Origin of the sequence: Streptomyces sp. NPDC058086, assembly GCF_042885015.1 — a bacterium.
Lineage (GTDB): Bacteria > Actinomycetota > Actinomycetes > Streptomycetales > Streptomycetaceae > Streptomyces.
Map to the genome: position 1 here is coordinate 18953 of NZ_JBHVST010000053.1, position 24807 is coordinate 43759.

Genomic DNA, 24807 nt, shown 5'->3' on the forward strand with positions numbered 1-24807 from the left:
CAAGAAGGTTGTGACCTCTTGCCCTCCGAGCTTTCCGCGTACGTTTCGGACCCCACACCCGGGCGCGGTGCGCTACGCCCGGCGCGCTCGTGGCTGTACTCCGACGCTCCCTCGCTCTCGCTGAACGGAGCCTGGCGTTTCCGTCTGTCGCCCACGGCGTCGGTGCCACAGGACTTCGCGGCCGAAGGATTCGACGACCACGGCTGGGAGAGCATCCCGGTGCCGTCCCACTGGGTGCTGGAGGGCGACGGAGCCCATGGCCGGCCGATCTACACCAACATCCAGTTCCCGTTCCCGATCGACCCGCCCCACGTCCCGGACGAGAACCCCACCGGCGACTACCGGCGTCACTTCGCCATGCCCGCCGGCTGGTCCGACGCCGAGCGGATCGTGCTGCGGTTCGACGGTGTCGAGTCGCTCTTCCGGGTCTGGGTCAACGGTGTCGAGATCGGCAGCGCCGGCGGCAGCCGGCTCGCCCACGAGTTCGACGTCACGCGGGCGGTGCGTCCGGGCGACAACGTCGTCGCCGTGCGGGTGCATCAGTGGTCGGCGGCCAGTTACGTCGAGGACCAGGATCAGTGGTGGCTGCCGGGCATCTTCCGCGACGTCACACTGACCGCCCGGCCGCTCGGCGGGATCGAGGACGTCTGGCTGCGGACCGGGTTCCGCGACGGCCGCGGGCGCGTCGAGGCGGAGATCACCGCCGAGGCGTCCGCGTTCCCGGTCACCCTGCGCATCCCCGAACTCGGCGTCGAGCAGGTCTGGGCGACCGCGGCCGACGTGAGGCCGGTCGACGCCGGCGAGGTGGAGCCCTGGTCGGCCGAGCGTCCCCGCCTGTACGACGCCACCGTGTCGACGGCGGCGGAGAGCATCGCGCTGCGCGTGGGCTTCCGGACGGTCGAGATCCGCGGTGACCGGTTCCTGGTCAACGGCCGTCGTGTCGTGTTCCACGGGGTCAACCGCCACGAGGCGCATCCCGTGCGGGGCCGGGTCTTCGACGAGGAGCACGCCCGCGAGGACCTGTCCCGTATGAAGCGGTTCAACGTGAACGCCATCCGCACCAGCCACTACCCGCCGCATCCGCGTCTGCTCGACCTCGCCGACGAACTCGGCTTCTGGGTCGTGCTCGAATGCGACCTGGAGACGCACGGCTTCGAAAAGGGCGGCTGGGCGGGCAACCCGAGCGACGACCCGGCGTGGCGGGAGGCGTACCTCGACCGCATCCGGCGGACGGTCGAGCGGGACAAGAACCATCCGAGCATCGTGATCTGGTCGCTCGGCAACGAGTCGGGTACCGGTAGCAACCTCGCCGCCATGTCGGCCTGGGTGCACGCCCGGGACGCCGAACGCCCCGTGCACTACGAGGGCGACTACACCGGCGAGTACACCGACGTGTACTCCCGGATGTACGCGTCGGTGCCGGAGACCGAGCGCATCGGCAGGAACGGCACGGACACCCCGCTGCTGAACTGCACCCCCGCGCAGAGCGCGCGGCAGCGGGCCAAGCCGTTCCTGCTGTGCGAGTACGCCCACGCCATGGGCAACGGGCCGGGTGCGCTCGACCAGTACGAGGCTCTGGTGCACGAACATCCGCGGCTGCACGGCGGGTTCGTCTGGGAGTGGCGCGACCACGGCATCCTGGCCACGGCGCCGGACGGCACTCCGTACCACGCCTACGGAGGCGACTTCGGGGAGGTCGTGCACGACGGCAACTTCGTGATGGACGGCATGCTGCTGAGCGACGACGTCCCGACGCCCAGCCTGTACGAGTACAAGGCGGTGGTACAGCCGGTCCGTTTCGCCTTCGAGGGCGACAAGGTCGCGGTGACGAACCTGCGGCACTCGGCCGACACGTCCGACCTGCGCTTTCGCTGGCGCGTCGAGCACGACGGAACGCCTGTGGACGCCGGGGACCTGGAGGTCCCGGTGGTCGCGGCGGGCGAGTCGGGGTGGGTGTCCCTCCCGCCGGTCCCGGTGGCGCCCGAGGGCGAGACATGGCTGACGATCGAGGCGGTCCTGGCGACCGCCGCGCCCTGGGCCCCCGAGGGCCATGTGGTGGCCACCGTCCAGTCGGACCGTTCGCCGGACGTCCCCGTGCCCGCCGTCCGGCACCGGACGGGCTGGCGACCGGACGCCGGAACGCTGATTCTCGGGGCCGCCCAGTTCGTGGACGGTTCCCTCGTGAGCCTCGCAGGCCGCGCCGTGACGGGACCACGGCTGGAGTTGTTCCGCGCCCCGACCGACAACGACGAGAGCCCGTCGGACGGTGTGGAGGAGAGCGACGCGAGTGTCCCGGGGGTGTCCAACGCCGAGCTGTGGCGTCGCGACGGTCTCGACCGGCTGACCGCACGTCGCGTGTCGGTGGAGCGACCCCACGACAAGGCGGACGCGCTGCGCACGCTCGACAAGGTCTCCGCGGCGAACTCCACCCTGTTCGTGATGGTGGAGTCCGTCTGGTCGCTCGAAGCCGGCGAGCTGGAACTCCGCGTGGAGATCGAGCCGTCGAGCGGCTGGAGCACGGTGTGGCCGCGGATCGGAATCCGCTTCGACCTGCCCGACGGCGCGGCACCCGTCGACGGCGCCGAGTGGTTCGGGCTCGGCCCGTCGGAGTCGTATCCCGACAGTCTGCGGGCGGCGCGCACCGGCCGTTTCTCCTCCGGCATCGACGATCTCTCGGTCGACTACGCCCGTCCCCAGGAGACCGGACACCGGTCCGGGCTGCGTCGGCTGACCCTCACGAGCACGGGTGCGGAGGTGTTCCGTGTCGAGGCCCTGCCCGACACGCAGGGGCGGCGGCCCGGCTTCACGCTCAGCCGCCACACGGCCCAGGAGCTCGCACGGGCCGGACACCCGTATGAGCTCCCCGCCTCGACGACGAGCCGTCTGACCATCGACGCGGCGCAGCACGGACTCGGTTCGCGGTCGTGCGGCCCGGACGTGTGGCCCGAGTTCGCCCTGCGTCCCGAGGCCCGCACGATCAGACTGCGCATCACGGCGCGCTGACCTCCCCGGCTCCTGACCGACGGAGCACCGAACCGCAAGGAACACCCGTGTCGGCCGACCGCAGCACAGCGGCCGGCCGGCACGGGTCTTGTGTCTGAGCCACCGGTGGCGCGCCTCCCCTCGATCAGGATCGTTCACTAAAACGAACGCTATGTTCACTACCTAGACGAGTTCGGTATAGTGAACGCATGGTTCATTCAGTCGGGGCTTTTTGGGCCCGCATCCGCGTGTCCTGCACCGCAACGCACAGGGGCCGCTGATGACGCCCCCTCCGTCCGGCCGTCAGCCGGTGAGCAGTACCGCAGCCGCGGTCGGCGCGAAGATCCGTCTGCGCCGCCAGCAGCGCGGCATGAGCGCCGCGGAGATGGCCCGGCGCGCCGGGCTCAGCAAGGCCACCTTGTCGCAGCTGGAGGCCGGCAACGGCAATCCGACGATCGACACCCTGGACGCGATCGCGATCGCCCTGCGCATTCCGATCGCCGACCTGCTGGCGCGTGACGCCGACACCGGGCCGGTCTTCCGGCCCGGCACGGACATCGAGCCCGGCGAGGTCTCCCGGGAGTTGCTGCGCCGCATCAGCAGCGGCAACAGCCTGGAGATCTGGCGGCTGCGTATCCCGCCCGAGACGGAGCTGCCCGGCGTCCCGCACGCCACCGGCACGATCGAGCACCTGCTCATCGCCACCGGGCACGTCACCGCCGGCCCCGTCGACTCCCCGCAGGATCTGGGCCCCGGCGACATGCTCGCCTTCGCCGGGGACGCCCCGCACTTCTACCGCACCGGCGCCGAGGAAGTGGACATCACCGTCGTCTTCGCCTCCCCCATCAGCACCTGAGTACCAAGGAAGACCCCGCCATGAGCACCACCATCGCCACCACCCCCTCCAGCCGTGCCTTCATCAGCGACAACATGGCCGGGGCATCCCCTGAGATAGCCCGGACCGTCGCCGACGCGGCCGCCGGGCAGGTCCTGCCGTACGGCAACGACCCCTTCACCGACAGCGCCCGCCGCAGGCTCAGTGAGATCTTCGAGCGGGACGTCGACGTCTTCCCGGTCTCCACCGGGTCCGCCGCCAACGGCCTGAGCCTGGCCGCCCTCACCCCGCCGTGGGGCAGCGTGCTCTCCCACCCCGGCAGCCACATCAACACCGACGAATGCGGCGCTCCGGAGTTCTTCACCAACGGCGCCAAGCTCGTCGGTGTCCCGGGCTCCGACAGCAAGATCGACCCCGAAGCGCTGCAGGCGGCGGTGCGCCGCCGGGCCGGTGACGTGCACAGCGTGCAGCCGTCCGCGCTGAGCATCAGCCAGGCCACCGAGAGCGGCAGCGTCTACACCCTGGAGGAGATCCGCCGTCTGTCCGCCATCGCCAAGGACGCGGGACTGCGCGTCCACATGGACGGCGCGCGCTTCGCCAACGCTCTGGACCATCTCGGCTCCACCCCGGCCGAGATGACCTGGAAGGCCGGCATCGACGTGCTGTCCTTCGGCGCCACCAAGAACGGCGCGATGACCGCCGACGCCATCGTCTCCTTCGACCCCACGCTCGCCAACGAACTCGCCTTCCGTGGCAAGCGCGCCGGCCAGCTCGCCTCCAAGATGCGCTTCCAGACGGCCCAGATCGACGCGTACCTCACCGACGGCCTGTGGCTGCGCAACGCCCGCCAGGCCAACGCGATGGCCACCCGGCTCGGGGACGGCCTCAAAGCCATCCCCGGCACCGGCCTTCTGGCCACGCCACAGGCCAACATCCTCTTCTGCCGCCTGCCCCAGCAGGTCACCGAAGGACTCCTCGCCGAGGGCTACGCCTTCTACCACGACCGCTGGGAACCGGGGATCGTCCGGTTCGTCACCGCCTTCTCCCACAGCGCCGACGACATCGACGAGCTACTCGACGCGGTCCGCCGCCACACCCGCTGACCAACGGCCGGGGGAAACGTCTCGGTCACACCGACGCCACAGGCAAGGGGGAACCGCGAGGCACAGGGCCGGCCCTCGGAGGAGACAAGCCGGTCCCGGCCGCGACTCGTGGCCGCTCCAGTAGCAACGAACCTGCACGCGTGGACCAGTAGCCGTCGGTCTCGCCGAGGCTCAGCTGTCGGCCGGGGTGAGGTTTGCGTGGACGACGCCGATCGAGCGCCGGCCCCTGTGGCGATTTCGCGCATCGACCGACCTTCGGCACGGCGGGCGAGGATGACCCGTTGTTCGCTGGCGTCGCCCACGGGGCGGCGGCATGGGTGCTCCTTCAGAGGCTGCGGACGGTGATGTCGCCGTAGGCGGTGGTCACACGGATGTTCAGGCCGGCGGCGCCTTCGGTGTTCTTGAGTGCGTTGTGGATCCGGCCGTAGGTGGTGCCGGTGTCCAGGGAGGCGGAGACTCCGCGGGCGGCGCCGACAGACACCTCGCCGGACTCGGTGCGCAGCACTACCGTGCCGCACACGGCCTCGGCGATGCGGATGTCGCCCTTTTGGGTGCTGATCTCGGCGGGACCGCCCAGGCGGCCGACCGAGACGTCGCCGACGAGGAGGCTGAGGCGGGCGCTCTCGGCCTCGTCGAGCTTGACCGAGCCCTGCGCGCCCTCGAAGGCGACGTCGCCGAGCCGTCCGACGCCCCGAAACTCGGTGAGATGGTCGACGGTGCCCAGCAGCACCCGAAGCAGGCGGGCGTGGTGGTCCTCGAACTGCCCGGTCAGGGCCTCGATGAGGGCGGCCTTCTTCCTGGCCAGGTTAAACAGGTCCGAGACGACGCCGGACAGTTTGATCTTCGCGTCATGGAGAGCCTTGTCCACCCGGTGCTTGAAGCGAGTGCGTTCCTGGACGAACGCGGTGCGGGTGCGGGTGATATCCCGCAACTGCCGGACGGCCTTCGTCGGGACGAACGAGGCCCGGACCCTGCCGCGTTCGGCGAGCTTGGCCAGCCGGACCGTGTCCGGCTTGTCGGGCTTTGGACGCCCGGGGACGTTATTCACATCGCGCGCGTTGACGAGCCAGCAGGCCAGTCCGCGTGCCTCCAGCAGGTAGCAGAACGGGCGCCAGTACGATCCCGTCGCTTCCATGACGACCCGCTCGACGCCCTGGCAGACCAGCCGGTCGCCGAGTTCCAGGATCGCGTTGGTGGTCGAGGCGACCGTCCGAACCTGCTGGACGCGCCGACCCTCGATGGTGTGGTGCGGGACGCGCAGGCAGACCATCCCGGATGCCTTGGGGATGTCGATCGCCGCGACCCGCGCGACTGTTCCGTCGTCGTGGTCTCGGCCCAGATCGCGGTCATGTGGTACCTCCGTGCGGTGTGCTGCTGTGCCCTCCCGACGGACGACCTCGCTGCCGATTCCCTACGAAGCGATCATTCGCAATTCCTGATTGGCAGCCGAGTCATCGTGAGGCGTCGGGCGGCCAATCGATGGACGCATCAAGTGGCAGAAGTTTGAAAGCCACACCCGACACCCCTGGGTGGATGAACCATACGAAGGGCTCACCGCTTCCCGCGGAACAACGTAGGGAAGTCTGGGCGGCTCTGGTCGAGCGCCTGCGCACTGACTCTCTCCAGTTGCCCAGGATGCCTCTCGGGTGAGGTACCGAGGGCTTTCTGGGAGCGGGGCCACCCCAGGGGCCATGAGTTCGGTGAGGAGCCTGCTCAGGTCATCTGTGGATAGCGCCAGGCCCAGGGTCTGCACGATGCGCAGAGCACAGTCCCGGATGGACTGAGCGTCCAACTCGGGCGCCGTGCTCCTGACTTGTTGGATTGACCCCAGATGCTCGGTCGGCAGCCGTGGCGTCCAGGGAGCCGGTCGGCACTGGCTCGCACAGCTCCTTGCCGCCCTTCGGGCCGGCTCATGATGAGCGTGCCGCCGCCGACCGGCACCCGTGCGGTGTGGCTCAACAGAGGCATGAATGTGTGAGACCGCAACTTCAAGTCAGGGCGCCCACCGCACACTTCTGCCGCTTCGAGCACCAGGTCAGGATGCGCGTGATCACCATGGGGATCGACCTTCACAAGTCTTCTCGCTCAGGTCGCTCTCCTCCGCACCGACCTCCGCAAAATACATGCCCGACGATCAGCCAGGAGAAGAAGAAGGCCCGGTCAGATAGACGGGGCTGTCACGCCCGGTTACATCCTCAGCTCACCGGAGGGTGGACGAGACGGGCCACTCGTCTTCAACTACTGTCCCGGCGCCCACTGACGAACGGGCACCACTCTGCCAAGTGAATCTTGAGCTCCCCAGCACCTCGAATGCCGTACTCGCCCAGGCCAAAGACACTGGAGTACCACTCGATCTGGTTCCACCAGTACCACCTGACGGACATGGGCCGGGTCCGGGTGCGGAAGGACTGGCACAGTGAGTAATGGAGTGGAGCGACGGGACTGACTGGACAGGCTCCGGGCCCGATCGGTCCGGTGTTGGTGATCGAGTTGGCGCAGGCCGTTCCCGCGGAGGCGATCCGGCGAGTGCGCGAGCCGAGCTTTGCCGGGCAACCGCACCGACCCCGAAACGTAACCCATGGTGGACTTACAGGCATTCCAACCAGTCGGTATCGTGCGCCGCCAAAACCATTCCTCCCAGTTCACCTCCACGGATCCGAGCCGAAGCGGAAGGCCAGGCGATGACATACGCCGACGAGAACCAGTACCCGCAATCACCAACGGGATGGCCGCTGCCCCACACCGCGCGCCCGTCGTACGGGTACGACGCCCCTCGGTACGGGTCGTACGGTCAAGCCCCTTGGGGTGAGCCGTACGCGCACGAGACTCACCGGCGCAGTGCCGACCTCGCCGCCCTGCGCTCGGCCTACCGCCTGCTCCGCCGGATCTCCACGCTCGCCGCGCTCGGCTCCTTCGTGGTGTATGTCGTGCTGTCCTGCTATGCGCCTGGCCTGATGGAGGCCAAGATCACCGGAGAGCTGAGCCTGGGAATCGCCCTGGGGGTCCTCCAACTCGTCGTCACCTTCGCGGCGGTCTTCTGGTACGGACGCAGCGCACAACGCTCGGTGGATCCGTTGGCCCGCGCCGTCAGGGAGCGGACGGTCCCCACCAGCCGGAACCCGGAGGCGGCGAGATGAACGACTTCAACTCCGGGACGCAGGCCACCGTCCTGATTCTGTTCACCACGCTGGTCACCGTCACGCTGCTGATGTGCGTGATGGCGGGACCGGACCGCGACGACCTGACGAACTTCTACACCGGCTACCTCTCGCTCACCCCGCTCAAGAACGGCCTGGCGATCGCGGGCGACTACATCTCGGCGGCCACGGTGCTGAGCACCACGGGCATCATCGCGCTCGCCGGATACGACGGCTATGTCCTCGCGGTCAGCACCGCTTTGTCGCTGGTGCTGCTGATGTTCCTGCTGGCCGAACCCCTGCGCAACGCAGGCAGGTTCACCATGGGCGACGTCCTGGCCCGCAACATGCCCGGGCGGGCCGTGCGTATCGCCGCCTGCGTGGTGACGCTCTCCGCGACCCTGCCCTTCCTGGTCGTCCAGCTCTCCGGGGCCGGGTCGCTGCTCACCTTCATCCTGAACATCCCGCACGTGGCGGGCGCCAGGACGGCGTGCATCGTCATCGTCGGCAGCCTGATGATCATTTACGCGGCGCTCGGCGGTATGAGAGGAACCGCGCTCATTCAGATGATCAAGATTGTGCTCCTGCTCGGCACCAGCGTCGTCGTCGCCGCTCTCGTCCTGAACCGCTTCGACTGGAGCCCCGGCGACGTCCTCAGAGCCGCCCAGCACGGCAGCGGCGCGGGCCCCGCCTTCCTCCGTCAGGGCCTTCAGTTGGGCACCTCGGCCGTTGACCGGCTGGACTTCGTCGGTCTCCAGATCACCGTGGTCCTCGGCGTGGCTTGCCTGCCCCACATCACGATGCGTCTGTACTCCGCGCGGGACGTGCCGGCCGTGCGTCGCTCCATGTCGTGGGCAGTCGGCACGGTCACCGCGTTCTGCCTGCTTGTGATCATCATCGGTACGGGCGCGGCGGCGCTGGTGGGATCGCGGTATATCACCGCAGCCGACCCGCACGGCAGAACGTCGGTGCTCATGCTGTCGCAGGTACTCGGCGGGGCCCCCGCCTCCGCAGGCGCGACGATTCTCTACGCGGCTGTGGCGGGCACCGTGTTCATCACCCTACTGTCGTCGGTCGCAGGGATGACCCTGGCCGCGGCCTCGTCGCTCGCCCACGACCTGTTCGCCCATGCAGCGCTGCGGGGACAGGCGAAGCCGCGCACGGAGATGACGGTGGCGGCATGGACGTGTGTGGCCGTGGGAACCGCTGCCATCGGGCTCTCCACCCTGGTCCAGAACTGGGACGTCGGCGTACTGACCACTCTGGCCATCTGCATCGGGGCATCGGCGGTGGCACCCGCCCTCACCTACTCCCTGTTCTGGCGAGGATTCACGCAAACCGGCCTGCTCGCCACCCTCTACGGCGGCGCGGCCTGCGCGCTGCTGCTGATGGTCTTCTCCAAGGCCGTTTCGGGCACGCCGTCCGCCGTCTTCCCGAACGCCCACTTCGACCTGTTCCCCATGCAGTCCACCGGACTGGTCTCCATCCCGTTCGGCTACCTGGTGGGCTGGCTGGGCAGCCGTATGGACCACCGGCGCCGCGCCGCCGACAGCCGCGAGTACCGGCGGCTCTACGAGGAGAGCGAGGCACGGCTGCTCGCCGCAGCCGAATGACCACGCGGGCGGGGGCGGGCTACGCGAGCGGCCTCGGTGCCGCCGCCGTGGTCCGCCCAGGGGGCAAGTCCCGTCTTGCGGCACCTTCCTCCCTGACGGCCGGCCGATCGCGGGGATCGACAAAGACCTCGAAAGCCGGACGACCGATCACGGCTGTGCCCGGATGGCCGAGCAGTTCCTCGGCCCGCCGGCTCCATCCGGCCACGGCTCCCCGGTCGTCGAGCACGGCCAAGGCGGCGAGGTGCAGGACGAAAGGATCGTCGTGGCTTTCGCTGAACTCCTTCATCCGCCCCTCCACCGCTGGACACCACCTTGTACACGGATTACGGCAGGCATGGTGGCCCGCACATCACGAAAGCGGGACACGATGAACAGGGCGCGATCGACAGCGCGTCCGGACCTCGAGAGCTCGCACGAGGTGACGGTGAAATCGGAAACGTCCGTGAACCACCACTATCCGTGAACCACCACTATGGGACTCCGCCATGAGCAGGTCCTGCCGGACCTCGTGGAGGTGTCCCCAGCTCGCGTGCCGCCAGAGCCCAGCTGAGCTCCACCGAGGTGTCGGGTGCGTCGAGGCTGGTGCCGGTCAGCTCCTCGAAACGGCGCAGCCGGTAGCGGACGGTGTTGACATGGACGTGTGCGCGCCGGGCGACTTCACGGATGTGCCGTCCCCACTCCAGGTATCCCCGCACCGACTCCTCGATGAGCGCGCCGAACTCCCCCTCCGCCTCCAGCGGGCGCAGATATCGGTCGAGCAGCAACTCGGCGAGTTCCGGTTCGGCGACGACCGCCACCCGCCAGGACAGGTCGCTCAGGTCGTACACACCGCGCAGACCGTACGCACGGGCGGCTTCCAACAGCCTGCCGGCGGCACGGAAGGAGCCGTGCGCCGCGGCCAGGTCCGTCGGCGGGCCGAGCCCCGCCGTCACCTCCAGGTCACCGATCTCCGGCTTTGCCTCGACCACCCCGGCGACAGCCTCGTCCAGTACGGTGAGCAGCGCGCACCCTCCGTTCCTGCGGCCGTGGGACTCCAGGGAGCGTTCCAGCGCGTCCGGACCGACCTTGCCGTTCGGGACGGCTCTGATCGCCCGGTACGGCCGCGACAGGTCCAGTCCGTAGATCGCCGCTCCGCTGTGGATCTCCGCCGCTCTCAGCGTTCCGTAGAGCAGTCCACGCAGGAAGTCGGCGCGGCGGCGGGCATCGAACAGGGCGGAGGCGACCTCCGCCTGCCGGTGGACAGTGGCAATCCGCACACTCGCGACGTCCGCGAGCTCCCACAAACACTTGGTGCGGTCGACGATGACGCCGGGGTCCAGTCCGCGCTCGGTCGCCTCGGCGATGAACAGATCCCGTATCGCGCTCAGCGCCCGGCGGAACGCGCGGAGCCCGTCGCTGAGCGGCACGCCTCGGGTGACCCGGTCCCGGGCCACGTCCGCTTCGTCGAAGTCCTCCGGCGCGGGCACCGACCCTTCTCGCACCACCGCGAGCGCCCGCTGGAAGTGCCGCTGCCAGATCTGGTCCAGGAGTTCCCGCGGGACCGCGCGGTAGGACGGGATGTGGTCCGTCAGCTCCGCGTGCAACCGCCCGCCCACGTTCCACTGCTTCGCGGCCATCGCGGCGATGACCCGTTCGAGGGGCGCCGTCGCGCCCGACTGCCCGGGCATGGACCTCACCTCCGCCCCTGTGGCACCGGTCGTTGTGCAACTGAACAATATGCCGCCCTCCGGCCTTGGCCGGGGAGCCGTCGACAGCCACCCGTCCCCGAAAGCACAGTGGTACGGCGGCGGAAGGAGCGCATCGGCGCGCACGCAACAAGGCACCGATCGACCGTGCTCAGACCCGCCCTCGTGCTACCGACCCACCCTGCCGAACAGTGACGAACAATGCGGAGACCTCCATGACCGACGAGCACCGTCACCGACCCGACCGCGCCGCCGCCACCGCCCCGCGCCTCGCGCCACTGCCCGAGGACGGCTGGGATGCGTCCACCCAGGAGCTGCTCGCCCCGATTCCCCGGGACGCCGACGGCCACCTCGCCAACGTCTTCACCACGTTGGTACGGCACCCCGGCCTCTTCCGGCACTTCCTGCCGTTCGGCAGCCATCTGCTGCGCGACGGCCGTCTGTCGGACCGGACCCGGGAGCTGCTGATCCTGCGCACCGCGTGCAACACCCGAGCCGGTTACGAATGGGGGCGGCACGTACCGCTGGCCAGGGCCGTCGGAGTCAGCGACGAGGAGATCCAGCGAATCGGCGCGGGCCCGGACGCTCAAGGGTGGACGGCGGCCGACGCCCGTCTGCTGCGTGCCGCCGACGAACTGCACCGGGACGCACGCCTGGCCGCTGCCACCTGGTCCGCGCTCGCCGCCGACCACGACGAGGCACAGCTGATCGAAATCACCATGCTCGTCGGTCAGTACCACATGGTCGCGTTCTTCCTGAACTCCGCCGGTACCCGGCTCGAGCCCGGCTACGACAAGGAGACTCTGCCCGCGCCCACCCCGGCTTGCGAGGACGGGGCGGAAGGGGTGCACGGCGATGCCTGAGCCCCGGCACACCGCAACCCACCCGGTCGGCCTCCTGACCGGCCGGAGCGTACTGGTCATCGGCGCGGGCACCCGCCCCAGCGAGGATCCGAAGGCCCCGGTGGGCAACGGTCGGGCGGTGGCCGTGCTCGCCGCCCGCGAGGGAGCCTCCGTGGCCTGCGCCGACATCTCCCCCGCCGCCGCGGCGACCACCGCCGCCCTGGTCGGTGAGGAGGGCGCCCATGGCCTCCCCGTGGTCGGTGACGCCACGGATCCCGGCCAGTCCTCGGCCATGGTCGCCGGGGCCGTCCGCGAACTCGGCGCGCTCCACGCGATGGTGGTCAACGTGGGCATCGGCCTCGGCGCGGGCCTGGCGGACACCTCACCGCAGCAGTGGGCACGCGTGCTCTCGCTCAACCTGAGCGCCCCCTTCCTCGCCGCCAAGTACGGATTGCCCGCGATCGTCGACGGAGGATCGATCGTCTTCGTCGGTTCGGTGGCCGGGCTGCGCGCGGCCACCGACTCGCCCGCCTACGACAGTTCCAAGGCAGGCCTGTTCGGTCTCACCCGCCATGTCGCCAAGGAGGGTGGGCCGCGCGGGATCCGCGCCAACCTGGTCGTCCCAGGCCTGATCGACACCCCGATGGGCCGTGAGGCCTCGGCCCGTCGGGCGTCGCGTTCCACCTCGTTCGCCCGCATACCGCTCGGACGCCAGGGCACCGCCTGGGAGGTGGCCGAAGCCGTCACCTTCCTGCTCTCCGACCGCGCCTCTTACATCACCGGGCAGAGCCTGGTGGTGGACGGAGGATTGAACGCCGTCTGAGCACTCCGAGCTCCGGTGACGAGGTGGGGGCGGTCCCCCGGGTCAGGGCATCGACCGGGACCGCCCCCACCGGCTCACTTCACCAGCGGGCCGAACTCCTTGCGGGTGTCCACCGGCTTGCCGAACAGCTGCCACCGCACGCCCTTGAACCGCATCAGCTGCATCGTCTCGAGCGGGAAGGCGTCGCCGTGCCCCGTGGTCATGGCGACCCCGGGCAGCAGCAGGCCCACCTTGACGTTCTTCAGGTTGCGCACCGCGTCCCGCAGTCCTTCCCTGGTCGGGCATTTCATCGAGTCCAGGGCCTTGTGCAGGCTGGAGGCGACGGCCCAGCCGTAGGCGTTGAACTGGTTGGCCGGGTCGGCGTCGGGGGCGTACTTGTGCAGCGCTTCCTTGTACGTCTTCATCTCGGCGTCGTCGGCCCACTGCGGGTCGGCGGGGTCTTTGAAGTAGGTCGCCGAGACCACGCCCTGCACGTTCTTGAAGCCGACGGGCTGGAGTACGGCGGCTGACGAGGCCACGTTGTTCACGATGTGCAGCGGGTTCCACTTGGTGTTCTTGGCATCGGCGGCGAGGGCCTGGCTGCCGAACTTCGGCGTGGTGACGTCCAGCAGCACATCCGCCTTGGAACGGGAGAGGTTCGCCATCTGTGCCGACACCGAAGGGTCGGTGACCTCGTAGCTCTCCTCGGCGACCACCTTGATGCCGCTGCCGGCGACGGCCTTCTTGAACCCGCCGAGCAGGTCCTTGCCGAAGTCGTCGTTCTGGTAGAGGACCGCGACCTTGACCTTCGGCTTCTCCGCCTTGAGGTACTTGGCGTAAACTCGTGCCTCGGCCACGTAGTTGGGCTGCCAGCCGATGGTCCAGGGGTGCTTGTCGTCCATGCCCCAGACGGAGGCACCCGTGGCGACGAAGGGCTGCGGCACCTTCTGCTTGTTGAGGTAGTCCCACACGGCTGCCGTGGACGGGGTGCCCAGGGTCTGGAACACGGCGAAGACCTTCTCCTGCTCGACGAGTCTGCGGGCCTCCTCGACCGCCTTGGGCGGCTGGTAGCCGTCGTCGCGGATGATGAACTGCACCTTGCGGCCGTCTATGCCACCCTTGTCGTTGACGTTCTTGAAGTAGGCGGCCACGCCCTTGCTGATCGTGCCGTACGCGGAGGCAGGTCCCGACAGCGGGTAGATCCCACCCAGCTTGATGGTCTTGTCGGTGATGCCGGTGGTCTGCTGGCCCTTGCACGCACCGGCGGCGGCGGTGTCCTGGCCGTCCTGCCCTCGCTGGCTGCTGCAGGCGGTCGCGGTGAGCAGGGCGGCGGTCGCGGCCGCGGCCGCCCGCAGAGCGGTCGTTTTGCGCATGTGATTCATTCCTTTTCCGTGCGGGGCGGTGCGCCCACGGGTTCGGCGTCGACAACTGCGGGGTACGCAGGGGTGCGGGTCGCGAAGGGCCCGGATTCGGCCCGGGACTTCGGCTCCGCATCGGGCGCGGATTCGGCCTGGGGCGTCCGGTCGAGGGCGGCGGTGGCGCGTGGCAGGCGACGGGCGACTGCACCCAGGACACGGCCCGGCAGACCGGCCAGTCCCGTCGGGGCCACGAACATCACCGTGATGATCAGCAGGCCGAACACCAATCCCGGTGCCGCCTCGCTGACGTCCTGGGACACACTCGGCACATACATCACGAACGCCGCGCCCAGCAGGGGTCCGTACAGCGAGGCCAGCCCCCCGACCACCAGGCCGGCCAGCAGGGTGATGGACAGCACGAAGCTGAAGGAGTCGGGCGAGACGAAGCCGATCACCCAGGTGTACAGACACCCGGCGACACCCGCGAACATCGCGCTCCATGCGAAGGCGAGGGTCTTGTGCAGCGACAGCCGCACGCCCATGACCTCGGCGGCGCTCTCGTTGTCCCGTACGGCGAGCATTGCCCGGCCGACCCGGGACCGCAGCAGGTTGCGGGCAAGCAGCAGAGCCACCGCGGAGACGGCGAGGACGACGAAGTACATCCACTGGTCCTCGGCCAGGCCGCTCCACATGGGCGGCTGCAGCTTGTCCACGGTGAGGCCCATGGAGCCGCCTGTCACCGGTTCGAGCCGCTTGAGCAAGGGCGGCAGGAAAACCGCGAACGAGAGGGTGACCAGGGCCAGGTACAGCCCGCGCAGCCGCAGGGCGGGCACTCCGAACCCGAGGCCCAGGAGGAAACATCCGGCGGCCGCGACCGGCAGTGTGGCCAGGTGGCCGGTGTCGTACCGGTCGAGCATGACCGCCGTCGTGTAGGCCCCCGCCGCGAAGAACGCGCCGTGCCCGAGTGAGATCTGCCCGCCGAAGCCGACGAGCAGGTTCAGGCCGGCCAGCGCCACGGCGTACAGGAGCACCATGGTCAGCTGGAAGACCTGGAAGGGTGCGAAGTAGAACGGTAGGTAGCCGGCGACTGCCGCCGCGAGCAGCACGGTGAGCGCGGCCCGCAGCCGCCGGACCCGGTCGGTGCCGAGTGCCGCTGTGATGGTGTTCATGCGCGCTCCACCGCCGCCCGCCCGAACAGGCCTTGGGGCCGCACCAGCAGCACCGCCAGAATGATCACCAGGGGGACTCCCACCTTCAGATCGGCACCGATCACGTCCACGTACGCCCCGGTCAGCGTCTCGGCGACGCCCACGAACAGGCCTCCGACAACCGCACCGACCGGGCTGTCGAAGCCCCCGAGGGTCGCCGCGGCGAACGCGTAGATCAGCACCCCGCCCATCATGTTGGGCTCCAGGAACAGCACCGGGGCGACGAGCACACCCGACACCGCGCCGACCGTCGCGGCCAGCCCCCAGCCGAACATCAGCACTCGGCCCACCCGGATGCCGGACAGCCGGGCGGAGGCCGGATTGCAGGCGACCGCCCGCATCACCAGGCCGACAGATGTGTGCTGGAACAGCAGGTACAGCAGGCCCATCACGAGGGCCACCACCCCGGTGATCCCGAGCGTCGACCAGTCCACGCGCACCCCGGCCAGGTCGAGTCCGCCGTCGGGGAAGGGCTGCGGAAAGTCCTTCACGGTGAACGACCAGATCAGGCCGGCCAACGCGTTGACGAAGATGAACAGGCCGACCGTGACGATGACCACCGTCAGCTCGGGCGCGCCCTGCACGGGGCGGATGACGATCCGCTCGACCAGCATGCCGCCGGCGAAGGACACCGCGAGGGTGACCGGCAGCGCCAGCCAGAACGGCATCCCGGACGCCACCAGCTGCCAGGCGACGTACGTCGACAGCATGGCCAGCTCGCCCTGGGCGAAGTTGACGATCCCCGTGAACCGGTAAATCAGCACCAGGGCCAACGCCAGGCTGGCGTACACCGCGCCGGAACCCAGTCCTTCCACCACCTGCTGGAGAAGATCGGTCACGGCGCTCACCCGGCCTTCCGGGAGCCGACGGAGACACCGAGGTACACCTCGGCGACCTGCCCGTCCTCGCGGATCTGCGCGGCCGGTCCGGACAGCACCAGGCGGCCGGCCTCCAGTACGTGGGCCCGGTGCGCGATGTCCAGCGCGAGCTGGGCGTTCTGCTCGACGACGACCACAGTGGTGCGTTCCTCCTCGTTGACGGCACGGACGATCTGGAACAGTTCGCGGGTCACCAGCGGTGCGAGGCCCAGGGACGGCTCGTCCAGGAGCAGCAGTGAGGGCCGCAGCATCAGTGCCCTGCCGATGGCGAGCATCTGCTGCTCGCCGCCGCTGAGGCTGCCGGCGGCCTGTCGCAGCCGCTGGCGCAGCTTGGGGAAGTAGCCGTAGATCCGTTCCAGGTCGGCCACCACGGCCGCACGCTCGGCGCGGCCCCGCCGCCGGGGGCCGGTGCGCAGATGGGCGCCGATGCGCAGGTTCTCCTCGACGGTGAGGTCGTTGAAGGTGCCCCGGCCCTCGGGCACATGTGCCACGCCGAGCCTGGCGGCCTGCTCGGGCGAGCGGCCCAGCAGTTCCGTGCCGTTCAAGGTGACCGAGCCGCGGCCGCGGACCATGCCGCAGAGCGCCCGCAGCGTCGTGGTCTTGCCCGCGCCGTTGGGTCCGAGGATCGCGCACACCTCACCGCGGGCGACGGAGAAGTCGAGGCCCTGCAGCACGCGGGCCTGGCCATATCCGGCATACAGATCGGACACCTTCAAAAAATCCGGCTCCGCACTCGCCGCGACCTCGGTGCGGTCGGTGGTGGACTCGGTCATGCGGCCACCCCCAGGTACGCCTCGACGACCGCCGGGTCGCGCTGGATCTCCTCCGGAGAGCCCTCGGCGATCTTGCGGCCGAAGTCGAGACAGATCACCCTGTCGCACAGGCCCATCACGAACCCCATGTGGTGTTCGACCACCACCAGCGTGAGGTCGAACTCCTGGCGCACCAACCGGACCAGATCCGCGAATTGGTCGACCTCGCCGTGACTGAGCCCGTTGACGGGTTCGTCGAGCAACAGCAGCCGAGGCCGTACCGCGAGCGCCCGGGCGAGTTCGACGCGTTTGAGTGTGCCGAACGGCAGCCCGGAGGCGGGGTGGTCGGCGACATCCGTCAGGCCGAGCCGCCGTAGCAAGTCGTCCGCCTGGTCACGTAGTTCCCTCTCCTCCCGCCGGACGCGGGGCAACCGGAGCGCCGCGGCGAGGTGTCCGGTGCGCCCCCGGCTGTGGGCGCCGACCATGACGTTCTCCCGGACCGTGAGCCGTGGGAACAGGCCCAGGTTCTGGAAGGTGCGGGCGATGCCGCGCCCGGCCACGGCGTGCGGAGGGAGGGCGAGCAGGTCCTCGTCCTCGAACCGCACGTCTCCCCCGTCAGGAGCGCAGCGCCGGGTGAGGCAGTTGAACAAGGTGGTCTTGCCGGCTCCGTTGGGCCCGATGAGCCCTACGGAGGTGCCCGGCTCGACGGTGAAAGAGACACCGTCCAGTGCCGTGATCCCGCCGAAGCGCACGGTGATACCTTCGACCGCGAGCATGAGTGACGCCCCTTCCGAGGTGCTGGGGGGTGGGCGAGCGTCACAGTAGGTGGGGGCGTTCCAAGCGCACATTGGGTGTGAGCACCCAACTTCTGGGGCGTCGAACTGTGCGCCGCGCCCAGGTGCCGGGGGATGTCTCACGCCGAGCCTGTTGACGGAGCACTAGGCGGACGGCGACGATCGGCACCATGCCTCATGGTCCTGCCCTGGGCGCTCCCCAACTCTCCGAACCGCTGCTCCGGGAGCGGCGGCGGATCCTGCACGCCGTCCACGACCGGGTCGAGGAGGTGGCGGAGACCGCCGTCGACGTGATGCGCGCGGAGATCCCGTCGTACGCACTGCAGGACGAGCTCTTCTTCGACGAGGTACAGGGGCAAGTGCTCGAGCACTACCGGATGCAGTTGGCGGCCCTGGCCGGCGACCGCGACATCGCTCCCGAAGACCTGGTCTTCAGCCGCGCGGCAGCGATGCGCCGAGCACGCGCGGGCTTCGCCCTGGAGGACTGGATCAGTGCCTTCCGGGTCGGCCGGCAGGTGCTGTGGGATGCGCTGCTGGACTGCGCGGGCGCGTCCGTCGAGGCCCAGCAGGCCGCGCTGTCCCTGGTCACCCCGCTGATGCGGTACGTCGACTACGCCAGCACCCATGCCGCGCAGGCGTACGTCGAGTACCAGCAGCACGTGGTGGCGGACGCGGACCGGGAGCGCCGGGATCTCCTGGACCAGCTCCTGGCCGGCGTGGCACCGACGCGCGGTCCGCTGTTCGCCGCGGCGCAGGCGTACGGCATCGGACTCCGCTCGCCGATGATGGCGGTCGTGGCGGTGTGCGTCGGCGACACGCACACCGGGGACTACACCTCGGCCGAGAACGGGTACGCCACCAGCGCGTCGATCAGCATCGCCGGGCCCTGGGCCGGCAGAACCTTGGTCGTCGTGCGCCATGGCGAAGTGGTGGCCGTGCCCGTGGTCCGGGCCGGCATGACCGCGGAGGACATATGCGCCCACTTCGAGACCGTACAGCGGCGGCTCGCGCGGGAGGGAACCACACTCTCCATGGGCATCAGCACGGTCGCACAGGGCGCGTCGGAACTGCCGCGCACCTACCAGGAGGCGCGGGCCGCCCTCGACCTGGTGCCGAGCGGGGGCGGGGTGGCGGCGTTGCCACGGCTGTCCCCGTTCGACTACCTGGCGCTGCGCGCCGACGACCTCGCCCGGCAGCTGGTCGATCCCCGGGTGCGAGTGCTGCTGGAAGAGGACCGCAGACGTGGCGGCACACTGGCCGTCACCATACGGGCCTTCGCGGAGGCAGACCTCAATCTGCGACTGGCCGCCGAGCGGCTGCGGGTGCACCACAACACGGCGCACTACCGGTTGCGCCGAATCGAGGAACGCACCGGCCGCAATCCGCGACGGATCGTCGACCTCCTGGAACTACTGGTCGCCCTCGCCATCCGCGACGGGGCCGAAGAAGGTGGGGATCGCCAGTGAGCGGCACAGTGGAGTCTGCCGGGACCGAGGGGGCACGTCAGCTGCCGCGGCAGGAGGGCATGGGCCTGCCGGAGGAGCACGCCGGGCAGAACCGAACGGTCCGGCGTGCGCTGCTGGACGCCGCGCTGGACGTGTTCACCGAGCGCGGTTACACCGACGCCGGTCTCATCGAGATCGCCGCACGCTCCGGCATCCCGGTGGGCAGCCTCTTCCAGCACTACGGCGGAAAGCAAGGACTTTACCTCGCCCTTTGGGAAGAGTTCCGGGAGGAGCAGGAGCGCCGGACCGCGGCCATGCTGGCCTCCGAGCGCAGTCGTGGCGTGGACGACCCCATCGCCCTCTTCGTGGCCGGAGCCAGGGCGTACCTGGAAGGTGCCTGGGACAACCGGAGCCTCGGCAGGCTCCTCGTGGAAGACGATGGCCCCGCGGGCTTCGACGCGCTGCGCCGCCAGTGGGACCGCGCATGGGTACGGCGCAACGCCCGGCTGCTGGAAGTGGACGAGCGACAACGCGCAGGTCGGGTCCGGGTGAGCGTGCTTACCACCGTCATCGGAGGGACGGCGCGCGAGCTGGGCGACTGCGGGGACGAGACGGAGGCCTGGGAGATCGTGGAAGAAGTGTGCGGCATCCTGATCCATCTGTCGGCACCGCCCGGCTGAAACGCCCGGCGCACGGCTGGGGCGACAGGACCGGCCCAAGCCCTACGACACCTCACATCCCGCTACCGCCCGGCAGGGCTCGGGTGTCAACGGCTGCGCGATGGACATCGTGGCGACGACCTGGCCATCCCCGAACTTCATGAGGAGCACTGGGACTTCGGTCAGATGCTGTGGCGCCCGTGTACCACCAGCAGACGACGAATCTGCTGGTGTCGCACGCACCGAAGAAGTCGGGCTTCTTCCAGGCCCGCGCAGAAAGGCGCCTGACCTGAGCGTGTACCCGTCAGGCACCTTTCACGCGCCGTGCTCTCGGCTCATGGACTGCTCGATGAGCGTCAAGCGCGTTCGGCACGGCCTACACCGATGTAGAGCCAGAACGAGATCCCGGTGTGCCGGAGTGCGGTTCACCCCTGCCTCGTCCCGACGCGACCACGCCCGTGGGCCGGTGCCGGTGGCGGACCGGCCGCGGGGTCACCTCGAGTGGCCGTCGGAGCGCCGGCGGTGGAGCGTGAAGGTCTCGAACACCGACAGGTCGCCGTTCGGCTTGTTCACGTTGTAGTAGGTCACGTGCATGCGGGTGGTGTCACCGGCGTGCCGGCCGGGGTCGACGGTGAAGGCGGCGAAGCCGTAGGGGTGCTCGATGTCCCGGACTCCGGTCCAGACCGCCTCCTCCTTGGTGTAGGTGGAGGTGCGCTTGCCGTTGGAGCCGGGGGTCGCCGACACAGCGGTGATCACCTTGGCGGTGCCGTCCGTGAAGAACTTCTCGTTCGTCGTGCCAGAGACGCCTCCGCCGCCCAGGATCATGTGCACGGTGCCAAGCCCGGTGTCGATGGAGTCGGTGGCCTGGGAGGCCGGGCGAGGGGTCAGCGTCTCGCTGCCGGTGACGACGCCGCGGACGGCGAGCGAGCGCTCGTAGTTGTGCTCATGACCGCACAGCACGAGGTCCACGCCGTACCTGTCGAACAGGGGACCGTACTTCTGGCGCAGCCCCAGGTCGGCGCCGTTCGCGTCCGAGGAGCTGATCATGACCTGGTGCATGGCGACGACCACCCAGTCGATGTCGCCGGATGAGCGCGCCGCCTTCAGCTCCTTTTCCAGGAAGGCGAGTTGCCGTCCGCCCGAGTAACCGCTGATGTAGACGTCGCCACCGTCCTGGAGGCAGTTGTCGTCGTTCTGCAGCATGATCACCCGCACGGAGCCGACCGTGAACGCGTACCACAGGCCCGCGAGTTCAGCGTCCGTCTCGGTCGAGGGGAGGGTGAAGTAGGTCTGGTAGGCGCCGAGTCCGAGTGGGCCGTTGGCCTTCTCGATCTCGTGGTTGCCGGCCGCGGGCATCCAGGGGCGGAAGCGCGCGGAACGGGTGTTGTTGGTGAAGAAGTTGTTCCAGGTACGCACCCGGTCGACGTCCAGGTTCGCGTAGCACAGGTCGCCGTTGAGCAGATGGAAGAGCGGGGCGACCTGCTCGATGCCGGTGACGATGTCCTTCGTCGCGGGGGTGGAGTTCGCGTCGAGCGCCACCGTGCCGTTGGCCGCCCAGGTCACCTGCGGAGCGGACTGGTCGCCGAAGCTGGTGAAGGTGAACGGCTTCCGTCCGCGCGGAGCGGTGCGGAACGTACCGCTGTCGGGCGTCGTCCCCTCGTGGGTGGCGAGGTAGACGTAGTCGGTGCCCGGGGTGAGCCGGGTCAGCGAGGCGTGGTGGACGTAGACGGTACGGCTGGAGGTGCCGTCCACATAGGTGACGGTCCGGGCGTCGGCGCTGGATCCGAAGCCGTGCTCCAGCGTGCCGTAGTGCACAACGGGTCTGGTCACCGGTCTGTCGGTGATCCACGACACCGTCATCTGGGTGCGCGGGTCTGCCCCGAAGGTCAGGTGCAGCCCTTGGACCGGCGGCGCACCGGCCGAGTCCGCGGTGAGGTGAAGGGCCGGGGCGGCGAGCGGAGCGGCCTGTGCCGTACCTGCTCCCAGCAACGGGGTGACGGCCGCGCCGGCCCCTGCCGTACCGAGGAGGCCCAGCGCGTGGCGACGGCTGACCCCCTCGGAAGACTGCGTCGACCCGTCCGGTGTCCCTGTCTGTGTGGCCATGGTGCCCTCTCTGGCGAGCAGTTGAGCTGACAACGACCGCACCCTGGCGCGCCCCAGCGGCCCCTGAGTGAACGGTGCGTTGCCAGACGGTCGTTGCGCCGCGAGTAGCGGGCCACGGAGGCGATTCTTGCCCCTGCCTTTGCCAGTGGCCGCCCCGCCGTTGACGCGACCGCCCCGCGCATCCGCTCAACGGCATCCCATGCGGCGGCCTCACGACGTGACCGGGCGCTGGACGCCAGTGGGGCAGGACAGTGAGGGCAGGGGCTCCGCCAGTACGCGATCGGCCCGCTCGGTGCCAGGTCGATGAGCGGGTCCCTTCAACCCGGTCGCCCTTCGTGATGCGGGCGTGACGGATCAGCCGAGGTCGAGCAGTTCCTCGTAGAAGCCGCCGAACTCGCGCCCCCGGTCGACCAGGTGGATCTCGAGGATCCAGTGGCAGCGGCGCCCGGCCTTGTCGGTCCGCCGCATCGGGGTGTCGTTGCCGGGCGCGACGTACGACTCGACGTCCGCACCGTCGATCGTCTCGTGCGGGAACTCGCCGACCAGGTGTCCGGTGTGCCAGCCGCCCAGTTCCCAGCCCGCGTCCGAGGCAAGCCGCTCGACCTCGGCGTACAACCGCCTGCCGGTGATGTCCGGGTCGCTCTCGAAGAAGCGCCGCCCGGCCGCGAAGACCTTGGGCAGGTCGTCGCGCAGCCGCTGCTTGACGGGGTCGTCACCGAGGACGAAGGTGCGCCCGAAGTCGGCCTCGTACTCCTCGAAGATGGGCCCGAAGTCGGCGAACACGATGTCGTCCGCGCCGATCACCCGGTCCGGCGGATTCTCCCGGTAGGGCTTCAGCGTGTTCGGGCCCGAGCGCACGATCCGCTTGTGCCAGTGGCGGGTCGTGCCGAACAGTTCGTTCGCCAGGTCCCTGATCCGGTCGCTGACCGCCCGCTCGCCCTCCCCCGGCGCGACCAGCCCGCGCTCCTCGATCTCCGTGAACAGCCGCTCGGCCTTCGCCTGGGCATCCAGCAGACGCGCGGCGCGCGTGGGTTCGTCATCCGCCATGGGGCCGACCGTAGCCATGTGAATCATCGTCCGGCAACCGGATTCGTCACGGTTGCAGTCGCTGCCAGGACCAGCCTTGGCCCTGTTCGCGGTCGTAGCGGAGCCTGCGGTGCAGTCGGCCGGGGCTGCCGTACCGGAACTCGCAGGGCGAGTTCGTCAGCGAGTGCGACACGCCGGTCGAGGGACGTCCGTCGGCGGCGGTGGCGAGGACCGCAGCGTACGGCTCGCGCACTCCGTGCCGTGTGGCAGCAGGATCAGCGGCACCGGGGTGTGGGGCTGCCAGTCCGGTGGTACGGCGGCGAGCGCGTCGGCGAGGGCGGCGCCGTGCAGGAACGCGGGCCGGTGTCCGCCGACGGGGCTGGCGGTGGCGCCGTCCCAGGTGACGGGGATCAGCCGGGTACGGCCGGGCGCGGCGGTGATGTCACCGGTCAGCGGGATGTGGGGCAGGGCCGGCAGTGGGCGTCCGGTCAGGCCTGCGAGGAGTGGGGCGAGCAGGGTGTGGGCGGCGGTCAGGGCCGCGTACGGATTTCCGGGAAGGCCCACGATCCAGCGGCGGTCGGGGAGTTGGGCGAGCAGTTGAGGGTGGCCGGGGCGGACGGCGACCGCGTCCACCACCCACCGGGCTCCGTGCTCGGCCAGCAGCCGCCTCAGCTGGTCGGTGGCTCCGGCCGAGGTGGAGCCGGTCACCACGATCACCTCGTTGTCGTACGACGTGGTGAGCACGACGGTGGCCAGCGACCCCACGGGGTGGTCCGGCACGGGGCGTACGTCGGTGACCTCGCCGCCGAGCGTGTGCACCAGCGGCGGCAGCAACGGGCCCAGCGCGTCGCGTACCTGGCCGGGGGCGGGCTGCCCGGAACTGATCAGTTCGTCGCCGGTTACCAGGATCCGGACGCGGGCACTGGGCCGTACCGACAGCGTGTCGTGGCCGCAGGCGGCGGCCAGGCCGAGCAGGGCGGGACCGACCCGCGTCCCTGCCTGCGCCAGGCACGCGCCCGCTGAAGCGTCCTCGCCCACCCGGCGGAGGTGTTTGCCGGGAGCCGGCTCCGGGCCGCGTACCGTCGCCCCGTCCCGCACCGCGTGCTCCAGTGGCAGCACCGCCTCGGCGCCGCAGGGCACTTGCGCGCCGGTGGAGATCTCCACCGCCTCGCCGCCGGCCAGTCCCGCGGGCGCCTCGGTGGCACCCGCGCGCACCGCTCCGGCCGACAGCAGCCACGGACCGGGGCCGGCGACGGCGTATCCGTCCATGGCCGCGGTGTCGAAGGCCGGCAGTGGCTGCCGGGCGCACAGGTCCTCGGCCAGTGTCAGTCCGGCGGCCCGTGTGAGCGCCACCTGCCGGGCGGGCAGGGGCGTGGGGGCCGCGTGGGCCAGTTCGCGCGCCCGCGACCACGGCACGTCGCGGCAGGAGGTCACCGGGGCTGCGGCAAGTACGGTCATGTGTCCACCGTGCCGCCGTCGTTTTACCCCCTATGGCGCCGGAAGTTGCCGCCGCGCACCAAGCCGCTCACGCCTGCCTCGCTGGGGCGGTGAGGGGGCCGGTGCACACGATCAGCCGTACCACCCC

General features: G+C 70.0%; 20 protein-coding genes and 2 pseudogenes. 9 read left to right on the forward strand and 13 right to left on the reverse strand.

Annotated elements, in window-relative coordinates:
• Positions 1-18 precede the first annotated feature (18 nt).
• From ACFVWD_RS33290 to ACFVWD_RS33300, 3 genes are all read left to right on the forward strand, one after another.
• Positions 19-3003, forward strand: a complete 2985-nt coding sequence (locus ACFVWD_RS33290; protein WP_389601500.1) for a glycoside hydrolase family 2 TIM barrel-domain containing protein — start codon at positions 19-21, stop codon at positions 3001-3003.
• Between the two features lie 289 nt (positions 3004-3292).
• The gene (locus tag ACFVWD_RS33295; RefSeq protein ID WP_389601502.1) at positions 3293-3838 is read left to right on the forward strand and encodes a helix-turn-helix domain-containing protein; all 546 of its coding nucleotides are present in this window, start codon (positions 3293-3295) and stop codon (positions 3836-3838) included.
• 20 nt (positions 3839-3858) lie between these two features.
• Entirely contained in the window at positions 3859-4920 is a 1062-nt protein-coding gene (locus ACFVWD_RS33300; protein WP_389601504.1) for a threonine aldolase family protein, read from the forward strand.
• 325 nt (positions 4921-5245) lie between these two features.
• Here ACFVWD_RS33300 and ACFVWD_RS33305 read toward each other — a convergent pair.
• Positions 5246-5620, reverse strand: a pseudogene (locus tag ACFVWD_RS33305) (DUF4097 family beta strand repeat-containing protein); the annotation flags it as partial.
• A gap of 159 nt (positions 5621-5779) precedes the next feature.
• A pseudogene (locus ACFVWD_RS33310) lies at positions 5780-6328 on the reverse strand (transposase); the annotation flags it as partial.
• 1273 nt (positions 6329-7601) lie between these two features.
• On the opposite strand from ACFVWD_RS33310, the gene ACFVWD_RS33315 reads away from it, so the two are divergent.
• Together ACFVWD_RS33315 and ACFVWD_RS33320 are read left to right on the forward strand one after the other, a co-directional pair.
• A complete protein-coding gene (locus ACFVWD_RS33315; RefSeq protein ID WP_389601506.1) occupies positions 7602-8057 on the forward strand; it encodes a DUF485 domain-containing protein in 456 nt (151 codons plus the stop codon).
• Complete coding sequence (locus ACFVWD_RS33320; protein WP_389601508.1) at positions 8054-9670, forward strand: cation acetate symporter; 1617 nt, start codon at positions 8054-8056, stop codon at positions 9668-9670. The genes ACFVWD_RS33315 and ACFVWD_RS33320 overlap by 4 nt, the downstream gene beginning before the upstream one ends.
• 19 nt (positions 9671-9689) lie before the next feature.
• On the opposite strand, the gene ACFVWD_RS33325 is transcribed toward ACFVWD_RS33320, so the two are convergent.
• Together ACFVWD_RS33325 and ACFVWD_RS33330 are read right to left on the reverse strand one after the other, a co-directional pair.
• Positions 9690-9956: a PAS domain-containing protein gene (locus ACFVWD_RS33325; protein WP_389601510.1), complete on the reverse strand. Its 267-nt coding sequence runs from the start codon at positions 9954-9956 to the stop codon at positions 9690-9692.
• Between the two features lie 184 nt (positions 9957-10140).
• Complete coding sequence (locus ACFVWD_RS33330; protein ID WP_389601512.1) at positions 10141-11337, reverse strand: PucR family transcriptional regulator; 1197 nt, start codon at positions 11335-11337, stop codon at positions 10141-10143.
• A 233-nt stretch (positions 11338-11570) separates the two neighbouring features.
• On the opposite strand from ACFVWD_RS33330, the gene ACFVWD_RS33335 reads away from it, so the two are divergent.
• Both ACFVWD_RS33335 and ACFVWD_RS33340 read left to right on the forward strand, forming a co-directional pair.
• Positions 11571-12218, forward strand: a complete 648-nt coding sequence (locus tag ACFVWD_RS33335; RefSeq protein WP_389601514.1) for a carboxymuconolactone decarboxylase family protein — start codon at positions 11571-11573, stop codon at positions 12216-12218.
• Positions 12211-13020, forward strand: a complete 810-nt coding sequence (locus ACFVWD_RS33340) for an SDR family NAD(P)-dependent oxidoreductase (protein WP_389601516.1) — start codon at positions 12211-12213, stop codon at positions 13018-13020. Before ACFVWD_RS33335 ends, ACFVWD_RS33340 begins: the two co-directional genes overlap by 8 nt.
• A 74-nt stretch (positions 13021-13094) precedes the next feature.
• On the opposite strand, the gene ACFVWD_RS33345 is transcribed toward ACFVWD_RS33340, so the two are convergent.
• From ACFVWD_RS33345 to ACFVWD_RS33365, 5 genes are read right to left on the reverse strand one after another with little or no spacing between them, the layout of a single operon-like run.
• Positions 13095-14372, reverse strand: coding sequence for an ABC transporter substrate-binding protein (locus tag ACFVWD_RS33345; RefSeq protein WP_389601518.1), 1278 nt, complete (start codon positions 14370-14372; stop codon positions 13095-13097).
• 5 nt (positions 14373-14377) lie between these two features.
• Positions 14378-15526, reverse strand: coding sequence for a branched-chain amino acid ABC transporter permease (locus ACFVWD_RS33350; RefSeq protein WP_389601519.1), 1149 nt, complete (start codon positions 15524-15526; stop codon positions 14378-14380).
• Entirely contained in the window at positions 15523-16404 is an 882-nt protein-coding gene (locus ACFVWD_RS33355; RefSeq protein WP_389601521.1) for a branched-chain amino acid ABC transporter permease, read from the reverse strand. The genes ACFVWD_RS33350 and ACFVWD_RS33355 overlap by 4 nt, the downstream gene beginning before the upstream one ends.
• Before the next feature lie 5 nt (positions 16405-16409).
• Positions 16410-17216 carry an ABC transporter ATP-binding protein gene (locus ACFVWD_RS33360; protein ID WP_389601523.1) on the reverse strand — a complete coding sequence of 269 codons (807 nt, stop codon included), beginning with the start codon at positions 17214-17216 and terminating at the stop codon, positions 16410-16412.
• Positions 17213-17971, reverse strand: coding sequence for an ABC transporter ATP-binding protein (locus tag ACFVWD_RS33365; protein WP_389601525.1), 759 nt, complete (start codon positions 17969-17971; stop codon positions 17213-17215). Before ACFVWD_RS33365 ends, ACFVWD_RS33360 begins: the two co-directional genes overlap by 4 nt.
• Positions 17972-18159: 188 nt before the next feature.
• Between ACFVWD_RS33365 and ACFVWD_RS33370 the strand changes: the two genes are divergently transcribed.
• Together ACFVWD_RS33370 and ACFVWD_RS33375 are read left to right on the forward strand one after the other, a co-directional pair.
• The gene (locus ACFVWD_RS33370) at positions 18160-19455 is read left to right on the forward strand and encodes a PucR family transcriptional regulator (RefSeq protein WP_389601527.1); all 1296 of its coding nucleotides are present in this window, start codon (positions 18160-18162) and stop codon (positions 19453-19455) included.
• Positions 19452-20114 carry a TetR/AcrR family transcriptional regulator gene (locus ACFVWD_RS33375; protein WP_389601529.1) on the forward strand — a complete coding sequence of 221 codons (663 nt, stop codon included), beginning with the start codon at positions 19452-19454 and terminating at the stop codon, positions 20112-20114. The genes ACFVWD_RS33370 and ACFVWD_RS33375 overlap by 4 nt, the downstream gene beginning before the upstream one ends.
• A gap of 471 nt (positions 20115-20585) precedes the next feature.
• Here ACFVWD_RS33375 and ACFVWD_RS33380 read toward each other — a convergent pair whose 3' ends face one another.
• From ACFVWD_RS33380 to ACFVWD_RS33395, 4 genes are all read right to left on the reverse strand, one after another.
• Positions 20586-22196, reverse strand: coding sequence for a purple acid phosphatase family protein (locus tag ACFVWD_RS33380; RefSeq protein WP_389601530.1), 1611 nt, complete (start codon positions 22194-22196; stop codon positions 20586-20588).
• 354 nt (positions 22197-22550) lie between these two features.
• Positions 22551-23243: a M24 family metallopeptidase gene (locus tag ACFVWD_RS33385; protein WP_389601532.1), complete on the reverse strand. Its 693-nt coding sequence runs from the start codon at positions 23241-23243 to the stop codon at positions 22551-22553.
• A gap of 46 nt (positions 23244-23289) precedes the next feature.
• Complete coding sequence (locus ACFVWD_RS33390) at positions 23290-23475, reverse strand: pyridoxine 5'-phosphate oxidase C-terminal domain-containing protein (protein ID WP_389601534.1); 186 nt, start codon at positions 23473-23475, stop codon at positions 23290-23292.
• Positions 23400-24680: a molybdopterin molybdotransferase MoeA gene (locus ACFVWD_RS33395; RefSeq protein ID WP_389601536.1), complete on the reverse strand. Its 1281-nt coding sequence runs from the start codon at positions 24678-24680 to the stop codon at positions 23400-23402. Before ACFVWD_RS33395 ends, ACFVWD_RS33390 begins: the two co-directional genes overlap by 76 nt.
• Positions 24681-24807 lie beyond the last annotated feature (127 nt).